The organism is Shewanella sp. HL-SH2 (assembly GCF_051164935.1).
Lineage (GTDB): Bacteria > Pseudomonadota > Gammaproteobacteria > Enterobacterales > Shewanellaceae > Shewanella > Shewanella glacialimarina.
The window spans coordinates 523,889-542,550 of the sequence record NZ_CP195035.1 but is presented as its reverse complement, the minus strand read 5'-3'; the positions used below and the strand labels follow the sequence as shown (position 1 = coordinate 542,550).

The window sequence follows — 18,662 nt, the reverse complement described above, 5'->3', positions numbered from 1 at the left end:
GAGAGAGAAATATGTCAGAGAATAGTTACGATTCTTCGAGTATTAAGGTTCTAAAAGGCCTTGATGCAGTACGTAAGCGCCCTGGTATGTATATTGGTGATACTGATGATGGTACGGGCCTTCACCATATGGTATTCGAAGTCGTCGATAACTCTATCGATGAAGCGTTAGCCGGTCACTGTAGTGACATTACTATCATGATTCATAGCGATGGATCTGTGTCTGTCAAAGATGATGGCCGTGGTATTCCGGTTGCTATTCATGAAGAAGAAGGGGTTTCTGCCGCTGAAGTGATCATGACCATACTGCATGCTGGCGGTAAGTTTGATGATAACTCATATAAAGTCTCTGGCGGCCTTCACGGTGTGGGCGTATCGGTAGTTAATGCGTTATCAAAAAAACTGCAGCTGACTATTCGTCGTGCGGGTAAGATTTATGAACAGTTCTACACTCATGGTGTACCTGACTCACCTATTACCGAAATTGGTGATGCAGTTAAAACCGGTACTGAAATTCGTTTTTGGCCAAGCTCTGAAACGTTTACCGATGTAGAATTTCATTTCGATATTTTAGCTAAACGTGTTCGCGAGCTCTCTTTCCTTAACTCGGGCGTTGGTATTCGCCTTGTAGATGAGCGTGAAAATAGAGAAGAGTTCTTTAAATACGAAGGCGGTATTAGCGCGTTCGTCGATTACTTAAACCGTAATAAGACACCTATTAACAAAGAAGTATTCCATTTTGTGCAAGAGCGTGAAGACGGCATTACCGTTGAAGTGGCTATGCAATGGAATGATGGTTATCAAGAAAATATTTTCTGTTTTACCAATAATATCCCCCAACGTGATGGTGGTACTCACTTAGCCGGTTTTAGAGGTGCGTTAACGCGTAACTTGAATACTTATATGGAGCGTGAAGGCTTCAATAAAAAAGGCAAAACTAGTGCCACAGGTGATGATGCCCGTGAAGGCTTAACTGCGGTTATTTCAGTTAAAGTGCCTGATCCAAAGTTCAGCTCACAGACCAAAGATAAATTAGTGTCAAGTGAAGTGAAAAGCGCGGTAGAACAAACCATGGGTGAGAAGTTGAATGACTACCTATTGGAAAACCCAGTTAATGCTAAGTTGATTGTCGGTAAAATTGTTGATGCAGCTCGTGCGCGTGAAGCTGCGCGTAAAGCGCGTGAAATGACACGTCGTAAAGGCGCATTAGATTTAGGTGGTTTGCCAGGTAAACTAGCTGATTGCCAAGAGAAAGACCCTGGTCTTTCTGAAATATACATTGTGGAAGGAGACTCTGCTGGCGGTAGTGCTAAGCAGGGGCGTAATCGTAAAAATCAGGCCATTCTGCCGTTGAAAGGTAAAATTTTAAACGTAGAAAAAGCCCGTTTTGACAAAATGTTATCTTCACAAGAAGTAGCCACGCTTATCACTGCTCTAGGTTGTGGTATTGGCCGTGATGAATACGATCCAGACAAAACCCGTTACCACAATATCGTTATCATGACCGATGCTGACGTCGACGGCTCGCACATTCGTACCTTGCTGTTGACCTTCTTCTTCCGTCAAATGCCTGAGCTTATTGAACGTGGCTATGTATATATTGCACAACCACCTTTGTACAAAGTTAAAAAAGGCAAACAAGAACAGTATTTAAAAGATGAGTTAGCGTTAACTGAATATCTAACAACTCAGGCTTTAGATGGTACTCACATCTATCCAAGCCAGGGTTCATTAGGTATGAGCGGTGAACCATTAGAGCGTTTAGTGACCCAGTATCGTGAAGTTGAAAAGATTATCAAACGCTTAGAAAAACGTTTTCCAACTAACATTACTAATCGTATGCTTTATCATCCTGAAATCACCACTGCAATGCTTGCTGATCAAGGTGTGATGAATGCATGGTGTGATGCCTTTATTGCTGATTTAGTTGCTTTAGAAAATAGTGGGGTGATTTATTCATCTGAAGTTATTTTAGATCCTGAGCGTAAAGTGTATACCCCAAAAGTCATTATTCGTAAGCACGGTATTGATACTAGTTACGTATTTGGCTATGACTTCTTCACTTCGAATGACTATTTGCGCATTGCTAAATTAGGTGCTGCTTTAGACGGTATGATTGAAGAAGGCGGCTATGTGCAACGTGGTGAGCGTCTAAAAGAAGTGGATAGCTTCTTAGAAGCGTTAGATTGGACCATTAGTGAAGCAAAGCGTGGCTTATATATTCAACGTTACAAAGGATTGGGTGAAATGAACCCTGAGCAATTGTGGGAAACTACAATGGATCCAGAGTCTCGTCGTATGTTGCGAGTCATGATTGAAGATGCGGTCGCTGCCGATCAACTGTTCAGTTGTTTGATGGGTGATCATGTTGAGCCTCGTCGTGAGTTTATTGAAACTAATGCGTTAAATGTGGCTAACTTAGACGTCTAGCTTTAAGCGTAACAGTAGCGATAAAAAAGGAAAGCTTAGGCTTTCCTTTTTTGTTTGCATTTTTTACGGTTTAATCTCAACCCAGGGATCGCTAAATTCGATATTGGTGATGAATTTTTCATCGGTTAAGCTGGCGAGAAAAGCCAGTAACTGTTGTTTTTCCGCTTCACTGATTTCAAAGCCCTTAATGAATGGACTTTTTAATGGATTTTGTCGTCCATCTCCTTGGTGTTCCCCTGCTGTAATATTACGGCCACCAGCTGCATAAATATCTATCACTTCAGATAAACTCGCCACGCTACCGTCATGCATATAAGGCGCTGTTAGGCTGATATTTCTTAAGCTTGGGGCCCTAAAACGACCGTCATCGATAGCTTTACCACTGACTTGAGCTAGACCAGTATCCTTTTGAGGGTAACCTAGCTGGCTATTTTGCTGTACTGGTGTCAATGCCGTGTCAGCCAAACTATTACTGGCTAATGATGCGCCAAGTAACCCAGTACGTTCAGTGTAATATAAGCCGGTATTGTGGAAAGGGCGTCTGTCTAGTGGTTGCTTTTCGTGGCTGGTGGATTGGGTAAAGTTAAAGCCGCCATGGCAATGATGGCACTCAAGTTTTTCTGAGAAGAATAGCGCCATTCCCGCGAGTTGGGCTTCATTCAGGGCATCGTCTTGCTCATTGTAGGCGTAAGCATCAAAGGGTGAGTTTAAGGATACTAAGCTTCTTACAAAACTCGCTAAAGCTTGAGTTATCTGTATAAAGTCAACACCGTTAGCTTGTTGGCCGAAAGCTTGCTCAAATAGTGCTGGGTAGGGCGCTTGGGTAAATCGTGCGAGTATTAATGCTTCTTTACCCGCGAGCCCCATTTCTACTGGCTGCTCACTAAACAGGGGCAGTAAAACCTGATCCTCTATATGAGTTAGACCGTCGTGGGCCCAGGTGAGGGTTTTGTTGTAGGCAATATTGACTAAGGCTGGCGCATTACGAGTGTGCGCTTGCCCTGTACTGCCTATAGAAACCTTGAGTGTTTCGGCAAAGGCTTTGGATTGTAAATGGCAACTGGCGCAGCTTTGCGTTTGATTGGCAGACAGGCGAGTGTCATAAAATAAATAACGGCCTAACGTGACCTTGGCCTGTGTCATTGGGTTGTCGGCAGGCACTTCAGGCTTTGGGAAGCCTTCTGGTATTGGCCATTCATATTGGCTGACTTTGCTAGCAGATTCTGCCTGATTATCATTTTGTTGGTGACTTTCTTGCCCACAGCCCAATGCGAGCAGCATTAACAGCGCAAGTGCCATGGTGGCCAGCCATTGAGGTTTGCTGGGTCGGTTAATCTGCATTAATTAAATCGCCACATTTTAGGGGTATCAGATATATCGCTATCCAGAGGTTTGAGTCTTAAAGCTGCTTCACTCGCACTGTTTATCCCTAAAGCGTTAAACAGAGGCTGGCAACTTAGGCTTTGTGGATCAGACATACAAGCCTGTTGCGAGAGTTTGTCATCATTAAGTACAGTCGTTAATAGAGGAGCTAAGTCTAATATTAGCTTTTGCTCCCCTTGATAAGCTAATTCGACTTTTGCTCTATTGGGGTAGCGGCAAGCCTTTAAAGGTGCACGCATTACACTTGCTGATTGGCAACCGATAGAGCCTAAATGAAATTGCCAGCCGGTTTGCAGACTAGCTAAAGGTATGTTTGCCGTTGTCTGATTAGTGGTAACTGCTGAGTTTGGCTGGTTAGTTTTATTCAAATCCAATCGTAAAAATTTATACCCTTGTTGCCATGTCCAAAACATATCACTTTGATTAAGTGGCGGTAGCGCTTTAAGTGGATTACTGTGATTAAGCTTAAATGGCACACCCAATTCAAAACCCATTAAGCCCGGTATCAATGGTTTTTCAAAATCAATTGTCCAATTTTCCTTACCTTGGCAATCTCCCCCCAATAACAATAAGTTTTTCTGTTGATGGCTTAATGTCTCCAAATCGGCATCTGTCTTGAGCGTGATGGGTTGACCGTTAAGGGTAAAGTTACTTAAGTAAAATTGGAGTTGTGCTAAATGCCACTGTGCTAATAGAGGCTCGTTGCACGTTACTGTTTTGTCATGCCACATCAATACAACTCTTAATGACTTGTTTTGTGCTGATTGCGCTTCAGAACCGTCACTGCAAGCGACAAGTAAGCATACTAAAGGCCATATCCATAGATGTGCAGGGCTTAACGCTAAGGATTTTTTTAACCGTCTAAAATGGGTGCTAAGGGAAGTAATATAAATAAATGATGACATGTTATCTTATTGTTGTTTATGTGTTACTTTTCTGTATCCTACAAAATAAACCCTCAAAAAGCACTGATTTCTCGTTGATTTTAACTACTGGAACAAAAACGGAGTTCATTATGACGTTCCCTTATTTATGTAAGAGTGGCCTTAAACTTGTAGGTTTATTGTCTTTTAGTTGTTTTGTTAATACTTCCGCACAGGCGCATTCAGAGCATGATAAAGCAAGATTTGTCAGTGAGACGGGTCAAGATAAGGGCTTATGTGATAACGCATTGCGCCCGTGTAAAACAATTGCTTATGCAGTGACTCACGCTAATAAGGGCGATCGTGTATTGGTTGCTGATGGTTATTATCAAATTCAAGATATCGATGAACTCTTCTTACTGACCAGTGAAATCGTGCCTGTTATGGGGGGATTTAATCGTTTTGATCATTATCTTTCCCAGGCGCCACAGCTTAATAATACTGTTTTGGCTGGTGTACCATTAGAGTTTGCATCTAGCTTACACGATCGTGGTTTTAGGGTGATAAGTGATGGTATAGGACAGTATGGCAGTCAGCTTGATGAGATGTTAAAAGAGCATCAAGCGTTACAGCAAGACCATTCAAGTCAGGAGTGTACAGGTGGTAAGGCGGGTGGCTTTAACTGTGATGCCATCGACTTAGTATCCCATGTTTCCCTTGGTAGCTTTTCTTCCAAACCTTCGGCTGCCAATGATATTTGGGGCCATGTAGATCTTAATACCGGTACAGAATATGCCATTATTGGATTAACCAATGGTACCGCCGTAGTGAGTCTGGCCGATCCTGCTAATCCGGTTGAAATCGGTACTGTTTCTGGTAGCAATACCAGTTGGCGCGATATTAAAGTTTATCAATGGTTTGACACCTTAACTTCTCGCTGGAAAGCCAATGCCTACGTGACATCAGAAGGCTCAGATAAGATTCAAATTATTGATTTAAGCCAGTTGCCGACCTCTATCACTCGACTAGCAACTGATTCAGCTGAAGGAGCGGCGCATAATGTGTATATCAGTAATCTTGATTATACTACCAATACCGCGTTAAGTGGTTTAACACCCAACCTTCATATTGTAGGTCAAAGTAGTGCTGGTGGTGCCTTTAAGAGTTATTCCCTAACAAACCCCGGTCGCTTAAGTGCTAGTTTTAGTCATAGCGGTGCCACGCGTGATGATTACACTCATGATGCCAGTTCTATGGTAGTTGACGATGCTAGAGCACAAGCCAGCTGTCAAACGGCCATATGCACGGTTTTATTAGATTTTAATGAAAACAGCATGCGCCTTTGGAATATTACCAACCCCTCAGAGAGTAAGTCATTGTCAGAAGTTAGCTATGCTAAAGCTGAATATGTTCATTCAGGCTGGTGGAGCGAGGATAAACGTTATGTGTTTGTCCACGATGAATTAGATGAACAAAGAGCCGGACTTGATACTACATTACGGGTTTTTAATGTTGATAATCTAGATGCTCCTAGTTTAGTTAAAGTATGGTCTGGACCGACTAAGGCGATAGATCATAATGGCTATGTTCGTGGAAATCGATATTACATGTCCAATTATCAACGTGGCGTGACTATTTTAGACATTAGTCAGCCAGACGACCCTAAAGAGGTAGGTTACTTTGATACCTTTCCAGCGTCAGACAGTAATGCGTTTAACGGCGTTTGGGGCGTTTACCCTTACTTGCCATCTGGTTTAGTGATTGCTAGCGATATCAATAGTGGTTTGTATATTCTGCGAGATAAGACGCAAAGCCAGATTCAGGGTAATGCGAGCTTTAGTTCAACAACATCATCTGCACTAGCGGGAGATGTGATTACTGTTAATGTGCAACGTCCGCAAGGCGAAGGTGTTGTTGATGTGGGTTATGAAACCCTAGAGGCAAGTGCAAAGCAAGGGCGTGATTTTGAGGCTCAAACAGGGCGGTTAAGTTGGGAGGCCAATGACCTTACGCACAAGCAAATTGTTATCACCACCTTTGACAGTGGTCAAAACCGTGAGCTTAAGGCATTTGTCCGTTTGTTTGATCCCCAGGGCGGTTTAGGCATTACCAGCCCAAGCTACCATGAGTTATCTATTGGCGAAGATGTACCTCAGCCAGGCACCCTTGGTTTTGAGCGCGAACTAAGCACTATTAATGAAGGAGCAGATCCACTAAGTGTATCGGTATTACGCGTTGGTGGTAGTGTAGGTGAGGTGCGTGTTAACTATGAGTTTATAGAAGGCACCGCATCGTTAACAGAGGATCTTCAAGGTAACCTAAGTGGTGAACTCGTCTGGTTAGATGGCGACTCAGAAGCTAAGGAAATTATTATTACCCCCAAGGAAGATACTCTCGTTGAAGGTAATGAGCTATTTTTGATAAAACTGACCAGTGTTGACTCAAGTGTACTTGGTTATTACATCCAGACAGTGACTTTAGTTGATAATGACAGGCTTAATCGCGCACCTATTGTTACTGTGGGCGACAGTCGTGAGGTGAATGCAGGGGAAACCGTGACATTAACCGCAGTGGCTTCCGATCCTGAAAATGATGCTATTAGTTACCTATGGCAACAAACAGGTGGTACTGCAGTGAGCCTAACTAATGCGAATACAGCCTCTGCGCAGTTTGTTTCACCAACGTATGATACAAGCTTAGTGTTTAGTGTGACAGCAACCGATAGTTTGCAAGCTAGCGCTTCAACAAGCGTCACTATTACGGTCAAGGCGGCTGTTGTGCCATTACCTGTACCAATAACTGAGCCATCCGGTGGCAGCAGTGGCGGCAGCTTAGGTTGGATATCGCTATTATTATTGGCTTTAATAGGTAAGCGTAGAATAGCTTAATCGTGGTTGTGGGTAATTATTAGCGTGTTATAAGAAATGGAACCTAATGGTTCCATTTTTGTTAGTGAGTGAACACCTACTAACTTTGCTATTTTATTAAACTGGCAAGCGTTACAGTTAAAACCCTACTATCTAGCGGCTATGGTTGTACATAATGTTTTTGTGTCGGCTTGATATGACTTGTACTTAGATCAAATAGTTTAGGTAGATTTCACCTAGATTAATTATGGTAAACTTCATTATTCGAGTATATCGGCTTATAACGATTAACCATTGAGGGTGATTTGTAGTGGTCAAGTAAAATTGGTAATTGGACTGGCCAAGGACAGACTTGTGTTGATGAATCTCACATAAAGTTCTATGGTGAGCTTGTTGAAATCAGCAAATTAAATATAACTCATCTAGATTTTATTGTTGAGCTAAATTATAAAACAGCGCCATTTAGCTGCGACTTTTATTGCAGAGTGCTATGGTTAAGTCAGAGCCTTTTATTCATTATCATTTGGATCAATGCCGTGGTCAGAACATTTTTTAAGAAGTTGTTTAATATTCGTGATAATCAAGAACAAGCTAAGTTTACCGGTGTGTCCAATACTGAAAAATTAAAAGCAGCATCACGCGCTAAAGCCGCTGAACGAGCCACTACAACACAGGTAGAGTCGCAGATTAATGAAGCTGAGCAGTTGTCATCAATTGATGTTTCAGCGTTATTTTATAGTTTACTTTTTCCTGTGCAACAGCAAGGTACGGGTATAGCCAATAATCTTGAGCACCAAGTGATGGGCAAAATTGAGATTGCGTTAAGCTCTCCCAAAGACATAGCTGAAAATGTGTTAAAACTTCCCAGTAAAATAGTTGAATTAGATAATAAGCTGGCTAATCAAGACGTCGATATTAAAGACGTATTGCAATTAATAGAACAGGATCCTTTGTTAAGTGTTGAAGTCTTAAAGTTATGTAACTCGACAACTTTCAAACGCTCTGATAGAGAGGTGACTAATTTACAACAAGCTTTAGTGCAATTGGGCCGTGAACAATTAAGGCAGTTTGTAACGGCTTGTTTGGCCCGCGAAATGATAGATATTAAGCCAATTTATTTCCGTCGTTTTGGCGCTGAAATATGGCGTCATTCAATGCAGGTGGCTTTTTTATCTAGCGAGCTTGTTGAAGGTGAGCGTGATAGCGCTTTTTTATTAGGCCTATTACATGATGTGGGTAAGATTGCTATATTCAAAATGTTGATTGATGCTTTTCATCAAGCAGAACCCGGTGAACAGCCCAATTCATTATTGTTTAGTCAGCTCATGACCTCAAAATCACTGACACTAAGTGCTTTATTAGCTAAATATTGGCAATTGCCAAATACCTTTGCTGAAAATTTATCCTTACTTGCTAATGCTAATGTACCGCCTAAGTCAGGTGCAGCAAAAGCGGTTTGGCGAGCGAATGTGATAAGCGAATGTTCTATGTTAGTACAAGCGAATAAAATATCAGAAGAAGTACTGATTAAGTTATTGGCTCAAGTCGACATTTCCCGCGAGTCTTTTGATGAACTACATCAAAAATTATTACAGTTTTAAATCACTCTAATTTGAATACACATAAAAAAAGCGCCTAGGGCGCTTTTTTTATGTAATGACATTTAAACTAATCGTTATTGCAGTACAGAAATGTCTGCAACATGTAAGAATTGCTCACGTAAGCTATTAAGTAACGCTAAGCGGTTATTCTTAAGTGCTTCATCATCAGCCATCACCATGACATCTTCAAAGAAGGTGTCTACACTTTCACGTAAATCGGCTAGCAAGGTTAATGCCTGCTGATAATCAGCATTAGCAAATAGGGGTGCTAATTCTGGTTGCAGTTGGATTAACTTATCCGCTAAAGCTTTTTCTGCCGGTTCAACTAATAAGCTCTGGTTAATGGTTTCAGGCAGTGTGCCTTCAACCTTGGCCAAGATATTAGACACTCGCTTATTAGCTGCAGCAAGGGCTGTGGATGCCTCTAAACTGCGGAAGTGTGATACCGCTTTAACACGACTATCAAAATCAGCAGGGCGCGTTGGGCGACGTGCTAACACTGCAAGAATCACATCAACTTGAATGCCTTTATCTTGATACCAGCTACGGAAGCGGGCCATAAAGAATTCAAGAACATCATCAGCGGTTGTTTTATTGCTAAGACTATCACCGTGAAGTGTTTGCGCTTGAGCGATTAATTCCACTAAGTCTAACGGTAGATTGTTTTCTACAATAATACGTAAAATACCAATAGCGGCACGGCGAAGAGCAAATGGATCTGCTGCTCCCTTAGGGGCTTGGCCAATACCGAAAATACCCACAAGGGTGTCAAATTTTTCAGCTAAGGCAACCGCACAAGATACCGCATCTGTTGGCACTGTATCACCTGAAAACTTAGGCTTATATTGTTGTTCAATAGCAACAGCAACCGCTTCAGACTCACCATCTAAGCGGGCGTAATGCATACCCATAGTGCCTTGGGTATCGGTAAACTCCATCACCATATTGGTCATCAAGTCTGCTTTTGATAGTAAGCCTGCACGACTAGCATCAGCTTCGCTGGCATTTAATTGTGCAGCGATAAAACCTGCCATTGCAGAAATACGTTCAACGCGTTGCTTTAACGTGCCTAATTGCTTTTGGAATACCACGGTCTCTAGGCTGGCTAAACGAGACTCTAGGGTGTGCTTTTTATCTGTGTTGAAGAAAAACTCAGCATCAGCAAGACGTGGGCGAACCACTTTTTCATTACCTGAAATAATTTGCTGCGGATCTTTCGATTCAATGTTGGTGACAAAGATGAAGTTAGGCAGTAACTTGCCTGCGTTATCAAACACAGGAAAATACTTCTGATCGCCTTTCATGGTGTAAACCAAAGCTTCAGCTGGCACGTTTAAGAACTTTTCTTCAAAGCTGGCGGTTAATACCACTGGCCATTCAACTAATGAGGTGACTTCTTCAAGTAAGTTATCTTCAAGTTCTGCTATACCACCAATAACCGCAGCAGCTTTTTCTGCATCAGCTTTTATCAAGGTTTTACGGGCATGATAATCTGCAATCACTTTACCTTGTTCTTTGAGCATAGTGATGTAGTTATCTGCATGATCTAACTCAAATGAGGCTTGCCCCATAAAGCGGTGACCTCGAATGGTTCGTGCAGATTGAATCCCTAACACTTCACCTGAAATAGACTCGGCACCTAATAACATGGTGACAGTATGAACCGGGCGAATAAACTGAGTTTTGTTATTACCCCAGCGCATTGGCTTTGGAATAGGCAGCTTATCTAATGCTTGTTGAGTCATGTCAGCAATAAGGCTGCTTGTGGCTACACCCACTATTTTGGCTTGATGAACTAACCATTCACCTTTGTCTGTCACTAAACGTTCAGCTTGCTCTACCGTAATACCGTTACCACGAGCCCAGCCTTGGGCTGCTTTGGTTGGATTACCGTCAGCATCAAATGCTGAGCTAACAGCAGGGCCACGTTTTTCAACAACTTTATCCGCTTGCGCTAACGCTAACTGAGTAATGCTAATGGCTAATCGGCGAGGTGCTGCATACCAAGTAGATGTGGTAAAAGGTAAGTCAGCTTTAGTGAGTTCTGCTTCAAAGTTAGCTAAAAATGATTCCGCAAGTGTGCGTAGTGCTTTTGGCGGTAACTCTTCAGTGCCAATTTCAATGAGTAAGTTTTCAAATTTCATCTAATAACCTCTACTTACACATAGGGAAGCCTAACGCTTCACGTGCTTTATAATAAGATTCTGCTACACCTTTAGCCATGGTACGAACGCGTAAAATATAACGCTGGCGCTCGGTCACTGAAATAGCATGGCGTGCATCAAGTAAGTTAAAAGCATGGGAGGCTTTCATGACTTGTTCGTATGCAGGAAGAGGTAATGGTTTTTCTAAGCCTAATAATAGTTGGCAGGCCTTTTCACAGTCATCAAACTGTCTAAATAGTACTTCAACATTCGCGTGCTCAAAGTTATAAGTGGACTGTTCAACTTCATTTTGATGGAAAATATCGCCGTATGTGACTCTTCCCATTGGGCCGTCTGTCCATACTAAGTCATAGACACTATCGACTTCTTGGATATACATGGCTAAGCGTTCTAAGCCATAGGTGATTTCACCCGTAACAGGGCTACACTCTATACCGCCAACTTGCTGGAAGTAGGTGAACTGAGTCACTTCCATGCCATTTAGCCAGACTTCCCAGCCTAAACCCCAAGCACCTAAAGTCGGTGATTCCCAGTTATCTTCTACAAAACGAATGTCATGGACTTGAGTATCAATACCTAAAGCTTCAAGTGAGCCAAGGTACAACTCTTGAATATTATCTGGAGAAGGTTTCAATACCACTTGGAACTGGTAATAATGTTGCAAGCGGTTAGGGTTGTCACCGTAGCGTCCGTCAGTTGGGCGGCGTGATGGCTGCACATAAGCGCTGCTCATTGGCTCTGGCCCTAAGGAACGTAAGAATGTTTGTGGGTGGAAAGTTCCAGCGCCCACTTCCATATCTAGCGGTTGAACAATTGCGCAACCTTGCTGCGCCCAGTATTCTTGTAGGGTTAGGATGAAACCCTGGAATGTCTTTACGTCATGTTTCGTCGTCATGTCTACTACTGTCAGGCTATTAATAGAAAATGGAATTGATTATACCTTGTAGAACAAGGTAGATGTAGGTTATTTTTTAACGTATTACTGAAATTGTTAATGGACACCATAACATGCAAGTTAACCGATGTGGCTGGGTAAGTGAAGACCCTATGTATCAACAATATCATGATGAGGTATGGGGGCGGCCTGTTTATGACCCTATAGAGCTTTTTGCTAAACTGTGTTTAGACGGTCAGCAAGCGGGATTATCCTGGATAACCATTCTTAAAAAGCAGGCTAACTATGAAGCCTGCTTTGCTCATTTTGAACCGAGTATTATCGCCAGCTTTGATCAAGACAAAGTCGAGGAGCTGTTACTTAATCCTGGTATAGTGCGTAATCGATTAAAGGTTAATTCCATTATTCGCAATGCCAAAGCGTATTTAGCTTTTGTTGAGCAGGGCAATGATTTCTCTGAATTCTTATGGGGCTTTGTAAACGGTAAGCCACAGGTAAATTATCCTGCAAGGCTTAAAGATGTGCCTGTGCAAACGCCAGTATCTGAAGCTATGTCAAAGGCGCTGAAGAAGATGGGCTTTAATTTTGTTGGCCCAACAATTTGTTATGCTTTTATGCAAGCCGTTGGCATGGTCGACGACCACACCACAGATTGCTTTTGTGCCGCGTCTAAGCGTCAATAATGTAGAGCGGTTTGAGTATCGCTTAATAAAAAAGGGTGTTCCACGTGGAACACCCTTTATTGTTACAACATAATGCTGTGAATTATATCTACACTATTTTGTTTCAAAGAAAAACGGCTTACGTTGTATCTTATCGCCATTCAACTCATTCATTGTTTCCGAATTAAATAACTTACCGTTAACCATAGTGTAAGTTACTTTATCAGTGCTGCGAATGTCAGTCAGTGGGTCACCGTCAATAACAATCAAATCGGCTAGTTTACCTGGCTTGATTGTACCAAGCTGATGATCCATACCAAAAGTGGTTGCTGGGTTAATGGTGGCTGTTTTCAATACATCCATATTACTCATGCCGCCTTGGGCAAACATCCACATTTCCCAATGAGCAGCCAGACCTTCACGTTGTCCATGTGCACCAATGTTTGGCTTAACACCAATTTCATTTAGTTCGTTGGCAACGCGTGCGACATTAAAATGATTGTAATGTGCATCCGGTGCAGTGGTTCTACGCATTGAGCGCGCATCTAAAATATCATGCGGAACATACATACTTAAGCGTGGATGTGCCCAAACGTCGGTTTTATCATACCAGTAATGTTCACCAGAAATACCACCGTAAGCTACTACCAAGGTTGGGGTGTAAGCTACTTTAGTTTGGCTCCAAAACTGTTTGATGTCGCTATAAATGGCAGCAACTGGTAATGAGTGTTCAACCGTTGTGTGGCCATCAGCAATCATAGTGAGGTTATGTTGAAGTAGCGATCCACCTTCAGGGACTACCATCATTTCTAATTCACGCGCTGCCGTTATTACTTGCTGACGTTGGTTACGTCTTGGTTGGTTATAGCTTTTTACGCTAAAAGCACCGACTTTTTTAAGGCGTTCTAAATGGAATTTAGCATCATCTAACGAATCAATGTGTGAGGTATAACCAGGGCCGTTAGCGCCATATAGAATCGTACCGGTTGAAAATATACGTGGGCCAACAATGTTACCGGCTTTTTGTTGCTCTGCAGCAGCAAAAATCTCAGTGGTATCATTTGAAGGATCATGGATAGAGGTGACTCCTAATGATAAGCCTGAATAGAGCGGCCAGTTTTGTTGTGGAATGATCTCATCATCTGCTTGGCCACCATGTGCATGGGCGTCAAACAGGCCAGGCATAATAGACTTACCGGCAATATCGATAACTTGCGCGCCAGATGGAATGGATGTTGATGCATCGCCAACAGCAACAATTTTATTGTCTTTAACTATCACCACACCATTTTCAATCACTTGATCATTTTCAAGGGTGATGACTTTACCGCCAACAAAAGCGATTGTTCCACGTGGAACATCTGCATCCTGTTTAAAGCCAATAGAGGTTATTTGGGGCTCAATTTTGGCGTCAGATTTTTCATACTGAGTATCAACTTTGGCTTGATATAAGTCTGGGCCAAGGGTCCAATAAAGCTCGTTGCTGTCATTGTTCCAACTTATGCTTTCGCCGGCACGGGCACTGAGTTGAGTAACGGGTAGATTGTTAGCTTTAGGGCCAATGTTAATTGTTTCACCATGCTTAGCAAATGGCGTGACATAAACACGGAAACGTTCTGCAAATGCAAGATGTTCACCATTCGGGGCTATACGAAACTCTGTCGCATGTTCGCTAGTGTAATGAGTACGTTTTTCAAAACCGTTCATGCCAATTGATGAAAGTTGCGGCGAGCTGCCGTAATCCATAAAGTACACTCGGTCGTTATCTGCACCAAATTGTGGTTGATAACCACTGGCAGATAGCTTGGTGTTTTTCTTACCTTTAGTATCAACTTTATATAAACCAGGTTCTTGAGACCAAGTGCGAGCTGTCATATAGCCGCCCTTAGCTTTACGATAAACCACATATTCTCCATTAGGAGAGAATGTTGGCTCAACATATTTACCAGGTTCATTAGTTAACACTTTGGCTTTTCCACCACGCGAACTGACGATGCTAACGGTACCTTGGGCTTGGTCATTCCAAGTGGTAAATACAATGTTTTTACCATCACGTGACCATTGAGGGAATAGCTCGTTAACATCATTATCTAAACGAGTTAAGCGTTTTTGTTTTCCATCTTTTATATCGCGGATCCATAACTTGCCCAATGCTTCAAATACCACTTGTTCACCATCAGGTGAGACCTGTGCCATGCGCAGCATTTTTACATCAAAATTATCTTGATCAAGGTTCTGAGTAAATCTAACAGAGGGTTGTACTTCTAACTGAGTTTTAATAGAAAAGGGAATATCACTAAGCGTTTTTTTAGCCACATTTAGCTTGTTGATTTTACCGTTAGCCCAGAACACAATATCTTTATTATCATTGGTCCAAGACATTGTTGGGTAAACGCCGTGAATAGCCCAGGTTTCTTGCATGTCACGATCTAGCTTGTCATACAGCTTTGTTTCTTCACCAGACTTTAAGTCCAGAGAATATAAGGTCGACTGGAAACCATCGCGTTTTATGTATGCTAAAGATTTACCATCAGAGCTTGGTGTTGGACGAATAGCACCGCCGGTACCTTCAATTAATACTTCAATGTCACCGGTTTGGGTGTCATAGCGTTTAATTTTATAAATCCCTTTTACAGAATCCTTTGAGTAATGAAAGGTTTTACCCGGGGTCGCATCTTGGCTGAAATAGATATAGCGGCCGTCAGGTGAGTAAGCAGGCTCGCCTAAATCTTTTTGATCATTTGGACGTTCTGTCAGCTTAACGCCTTCACCTCCAGCAACATGATACATCCACACTTCGCCAGCACCTAAGCTTCGACTTGCCGTAAAGTGTTTACGAGCAACTAGATACTGTGAGTCAGGACTCCAGGCTGGGCTGTTTAATAGGCGGAATGTTTCGCTGGTTACTGGATGTGGATTGGTGCCATCGGCATTCATTATCCATATGTTGTCGCCGCCATCTTCATCTGATGTGAACGCAATATATTTTCCATCAGGGCTATAAACTGGCTGCATTTGCCATGCAATGCCACTAGCAAGTTGGGTTGCTTCGCCACCAGATATAGGCATTTGATAGATATCGCCTAGTAGGTCAAATACAATCGTTTTGCCGTCAGGTGATACATTGACGTTCATCCATGTACCATCAGTGACATTAATGTCGACTTTTTGTAATGGGGCATTTTCTGGGGCGTTGACTTGCCATTTCGCTGCTTCATCTTCTGTGGCAAAACTAGTTGAGCTAATACCAAGTGATAATGCTATCGCGGTATAAATAGGGGTAAGTTTTTGTGTGAACATGCAAGATCCATTTATTTATCATTATAAGAGTATTAATGCCAACCAACAGTATCTAAAGTGGTTTGTGTCAGGCTTGTTAGCATCAAATCTGGCTTGGTAACCTTTATCGCACAAATGGCTATAAAACGACACAAAAAATCTGTTTCAAATAATGACAGAAAAGTAACTTGGTTGTAAAAATGGTGTGATAAGTTGACATGCATAAAGCAGATGATGGGTAACTTTATGGATATATACCGGGTCTTAGATTGGAGGTTTTTTTAGTATTGTTATGTTCGATAAATAAACCTTTAATATGACAAGATTCATTTATCTATAGAGTAGCGATTAAGTGATTTGGTTGTCATGTTTAGCGCATCGTTACTGGATCATCTGGTTGTATCAGTCCTGCTTGTATGACTTTACAGGTTACACCGCCTCGCCAGTCTGGTGTTAATGCTTGTTCTAATCCAGCAAAAGCGGCTTCCATTTTTTTACAGGGATCTGTTTCACCTGTGATCAGCAATTGTAAGTCCGCACCAATTTTGAGTGTCTTGCCTACATCAGCGGCACTGAACTCATACCCTGTTATTAACAGATTTGCTCTACGGGTAAGCCAGTCTAAATCGGCATTTATTTGCTTACAGGCTATTTGCCATTGCTGTTGAGATAGTACGGTTACTTGACGTTTTCCTGGACGGCCAAAAACATCATTTTCAACACCTCGCTCTAAGGTGACGTTGGCGCAAAATACTTGACTCATTTTGCCACGCTTAGCTGTTTTATAAGCTATTGCTGCTAACTTAGCTTCCATGTTCATAGTCCTTTTTTTAGCAGATATTGATAGGGCGTTTTTGATGTTTCGCTGGCAATTAGGGTGTGGTCCATAAACTCACAAAAACTTGGAATGTCTCGGGTTGTTGCTGGGTCATCGGCAGTAATTAATATTGTTTCACCGTCTGCCATCTTACGTACCGCTTTACGGATCATCATTACTGGTTCAGGGCAGCGTAAGCCTAACGCATCAAGCTGGTGTTGTGCCTGTGCGAATATTTCTAGGGAGGTTAATTCTTCTGACATTGCCACTTCAACTTAGCTTTTTTAATATTCATAATTTTACTCCGCCAAATCTAGATTGCCAAGTTTAGGTGTAACTAATGTGATTTAGCTATGAATTAACGTTTTAATTTGTTTTTAAATTTTCCTCAAACATGTTTCACGTGGAACATTAGCCTGTTGATGAAAAATAAAAAACCGAATTATTTTTCAATAATTCGGTTTTTTGAGTTAATTTACAATCGATAGGGTGAACCCGTTAGATTGATAAACTCAGATTAACTTTAAAGATAGCTTAAACGCGTTCGAAAACAGTCGCGATACCTTGACCTAATCCGATACACATAGTGGCTAAACCTAATGTTGCATCTTTATCTTCCATCAAGTTAATCAGGGTGGTAGAAATACGTGCACCTGAACAACCTAGTGGATGACCGAGGGCGATAGCGCCGCCGTTAAGGTTAATCTTGTCATCAACTACATCTTGTAAACCAAGATCTTTAACACAAGGTAAAGACTGGGCTGCAAACGCTTCGTTAAGTTCAATCACATCTAAATCAGCAACTGAAAGACCAGCACGGGCTAATGCTTTTTGAGTAGCAGGAACTGGACCGTAACCCATAATAGCTGCATCACAACCCGCAACAGCCATAGAGCGAATGCGCGCTCTAATTGGTAAACCTAATGCGCGAGCCTTAGATTCTTCCATTACTAACATCGCAGATGCACCATCTGATAGTGCAGATGATGTGCCCGCTGTTACAGTGCCGTTAGCTGGGTCAAACGCTGGACGTAAACCAGCAAGTGACTCAAGGGTAGTTTCAGGACGGATAACTTCGTCGGTCATAACCTTGATTAATGCGCCGTTTACATCGTGGCCTTCAATGCCCCAAATTTCTTTGGCAAAGCGACCTTCAATCGTTGCAGCATGTGCACGCTGGTGAGAGCGTACAGCAAAAGCATCCTGTTGTTCACGGGTAATGCCATGTAACTTACCTAGCATTTCAGCAGTTAAACCCATCATGCCAGAGGCTTTAGCTACGCGGTTAGCCAGGCCTGGGTGAAAATCTACACCGTGGTTCATTGGTACATGACCCATGTGTTCAACACCACCAATAATGAAGGTATCACCTTGGCCAGTCATAATGGCACGAGCCGCTTGATGAAGTGCATCCATTGATGAACCACATAAACGGTTCACTGTCACTGCACCAGCCGTTTTAGGAATACCAGCTAATAATGATGCGTTACGGGCAATGTTAAAACCTTGCTCTAGAGTTTGTTGCACACAACCCCAAATAACATCTTCAATAGTATTTGGATCCAGTTGCGGGTTACGAAGCATTAATGCTTTCATTAGTTCTGCAGAAAGAGTTTCTGCACGTACATTTCTAAATACCCCAGCCTTAGAACGGCCCATTGGGGTACGAATGCAGTCTACGATAACAGCTTGTTTCATGAT

The 18,662-nt window shown here is 42.2% G+C and carries 12 protein-coding genes; 4 read left to right on the top strand and 8 right to left on the bottom strand.

The window, feature by feature from the left end:
* Window positions 1-11: 11 nt before the first annotated feature.
* Window positions 12-2,429, top strand: a complete 2,418-nt coding sequence (gene gyrB / locus ACRWP9_RS02210) for a DNA topoisomerase (ATP-hydrolyzing) subunit B (protein ID WP_434927671.1) — start codon at window positions 12-14, stop codon at window positions 2,427-2,429.
* Between the two features lie 63 nt (window positions 2,430-2,492).
* Here gyrB and ACRWP9_RS02205 read toward each other — a convergent pair whose 3' ends face one another.
* Together ACRWP9_RS02205 and ACRWP9_RS02200 are read right to left on the bottom strand one after the other, a co-directional pair.
* Window positions 2,493-3,770, bottom strand: coding sequence for an MbnH family di-heme enzyme (locus ACRWP9_RS02205; RefSeq protein WP_434927670.1), 1,278 nt, complete (start codon window positions 3,768-3,770; stop codon window positions 2,493-2,495).
* On the bottom strand, window positions 3,770-4,717 hold the full coding sequence (locus ACRWP9_RS02200) for an MbnP family copper-binding protein (RefSeq protein ID WP_434927669.1): 948 nt from the start codon (window positions 4,715-4,717) through the stop codon (window positions 3,770-3,772). The genes ACRWP9_RS02205 and ACRWP9_RS02200 overlap by 1 nt, the downstream gene beginning before the upstream one ends.
* Before the next feature lie 110 nt (window positions 4,718-4,827).
* On the opposite strand from ACRWP9_RS02200, the gene ACRWP9_RS02195 reads away from it, so the two are divergent.
* Complete coding sequence (locus ACRWP9_RS02195; protein WP_434927668.1) at window positions 4,828-7,563, top strand: choice-of-anchor B family protein; 2,736 nt, start codon at window positions 4,828-4,830, stop codon at window positions 7,561-7,563.
* Window positions 7,564-8,078: 515 nt separating this feature from the next.
* Window positions 8,079-9,143 (top strand): HDOD domain-containing protein, encoded by a 1,065-nt coding sequence (locus tag ACRWP9_RS02190; protein ID WP_434927667.1) that lies wholly within the window; start codon window positions 8,079-8,081, stop codon window positions 9,141-9,143.
* Between the two features lie 74 nt (window positions 9,144-9,217).
* Here the strand turns inward: ACRWP9_RS02190 and glyS are convergent, their stop codons facing one another.
* Window positions 9,218-11,287 (bottom strand): glycine--tRNA ligase subunit beta, encoded by a 2,070-nt coding sequence (gene glyS, locus ACRWP9_RS02185; RefSeq protein WP_434927666.1) that lies wholly within the window; start codon window positions 11,285-11,287, stop codon window positions 9,218-9,220.
* 10 nt (window positions 11,288-11,297) lie between these two features.
* Window positions 11,298-12,203 carry a glycine--tRNA ligase subunit alpha gene (glyQ, locus tag ACRWP9_RS02180; protein WP_235087217.1) on the bottom strand — a complete coding sequence of 302 codons (906 nt, stop codon included), beginning with the start codon at window positions 12,201-12,203 and terminating at the stop codon, window positions 11,298-11,300.
* Between the two features lie 113 nt (window positions 12,204-12,316).
* On the opposite strand from glyQ, the gene ACRWP9_RS02175 reads away from it, so the two are divergent.
* The gene (locus ACRWP9_RS02175) at window positions 12,317-12,886 is read left to right on the top strand and encodes a DNA-3-methyladenine glycosylase I (protein ID WP_434927665.1); all 570 of its coding nucleotides are present in this window, start codon (window positions 12,317-12,319) and stop codon (window positions 12,884-12,886) included.
* Between the two features lie 93 nt (window positions 12,887-12,979).
* Here the strand turns inward: ACRWP9_RS02175 and ACRWP9_RS02170 are convergent, their stop codons facing one another.
* The 4 genes from ACRWP9_RS02170 to fadA all read right to left on the bottom strand — a co-directional run bounded on the left by ACRWP9_RS02170 (window position 12,980) and on the right by fadA (window position 18,659).
* Window positions 12,980-16,165, bottom strand: a complete 3,186-nt coding sequence (locus tag ACRWP9_RS02170; RefSeq protein ID WP_434927664.1) for an amidohydrolase family protein — start codon at window positions 16,163-16,165, stop codon at window positions 12,980-12,982.
* Window positions 16,166-16,514: 349 nt separating this feature from the next.
* Window positions 16,515-16,958 (bottom strand): MOSC domain-containing protein, encoded by a 444-nt coding sequence (locus ACRWP9_RS02165; protein WP_434927663.1) that lies wholly within the window; start codon window positions 16,956-16,958, stop codon window positions 16,515-16,517.
* Between the two features lie 2 nt (window positions 16,959-16,960).
* On the bottom strand, window positions 16,961-17,224 hold the full coding sequence (gene tusA / locus ACRWP9_RS02160; protein WP_434927662.1) for a sulfurtransferase TusA: 264 nt from the start codon (window positions 17,222-17,224) through the stop codon (window positions 16,961-16,963).
* A gap of 271 nt (window positions 17,225-17,495) precedes the next feature.
* Entirely contained in the window at window positions 17,496-18,659 is a 1,164-nt protein-coding gene (fadA, locus tag ACRWP9_RS02155; RefSeq protein ID WP_434927661.1) for an acetyl-CoA C-acyltransferase FadA, read from the bottom strand.
* Between the last annotated feature and the right edge of the window lie 3 nt (window positions 18,660-18,662).

What these genes read in the sequence shown, in the direction of transcription:
- ACRWP9_RS02205 (WP_434927670.1), bottom strand. Translation starts at nt 3,770, where the DNA reads ATGCAGATTAACCGACCCAGCAAACCTCAATGGCTGGCCACCATGGCA.
- gyrB (WP_434927671.1), top strand. Translation starts at nt 12, where the DNA reads ATGTCAGAGAATAGTTACGATTCTTCGAGTATTAAGGTTCTAAAAGGC.
- fadA (WP_434927661.1), bottom strand. Translation starts at nt 18,659, where the DNA reads ATGAAACAAGCTGTTATCGTAGACTGCATTCGTACCCCAATGGGCCGT.
- glyQ (WP_235087217.1), bottom strand. Translation starts at nt 12,203, where the DNA reads ATGACGACGAAACATGACGTAAAGACATTCCAGGGTTTCATCCTAACC.
- ACRWP9_RS02170 (WP_434927664.1), bottom strand. Translation starts at nt 16,165, where the DNA reads ATGTTCACACAAAAACTTACCCCTATTTATACCGCGATAGCATTATCA.
- ACRWP9_RS02175 (WP_434927665.1), top strand. Translation starts at nt 12,317, where the DNA reads ATGCAAGTTAACCGATGTGGCTGGGTAAGTGAAGACCCTATGTATCAA.
- glyS (WP_434927666.1), bottom strand. Translation starts at nt 11,287, where the DNA reads ATGAAATTTGAAAACTTACTCATTGAAATTGGCACTGAAGAGTTACCG.
- tusA (WP_434927662.1), bottom strand. Translation starts at nt 17,224, where the DNA reads ATGTCAGAAGAATTAACCTCCCTAGAAATATTCGCACAGGCACAACAC.
- ACRWP9_RS02165 (WP_434927663.1), bottom strand. Translation starts at nt 16,958, where the DNA reads ATGGAAGCTAAGTTAGCAGCAATAGCTTATAAAACAGCTAAGCGTGGC.
- ACRWP9_RS02195 (WP_434927668.1), top strand. Translation starts at nt 4,828, where the DNA reads ATGACGTTCCCTTATTTATGTAAGAGTGGCCTTAAACTTGTAGGTTTA.
- ACRWP9_RS02200 (WP_434927669.1), bottom strand. Translation starts at nt 4,717, where the DNA reads ATGTCATCATTTATTTATATTACTTCCCTTAGCACCCATTTTAGACGG.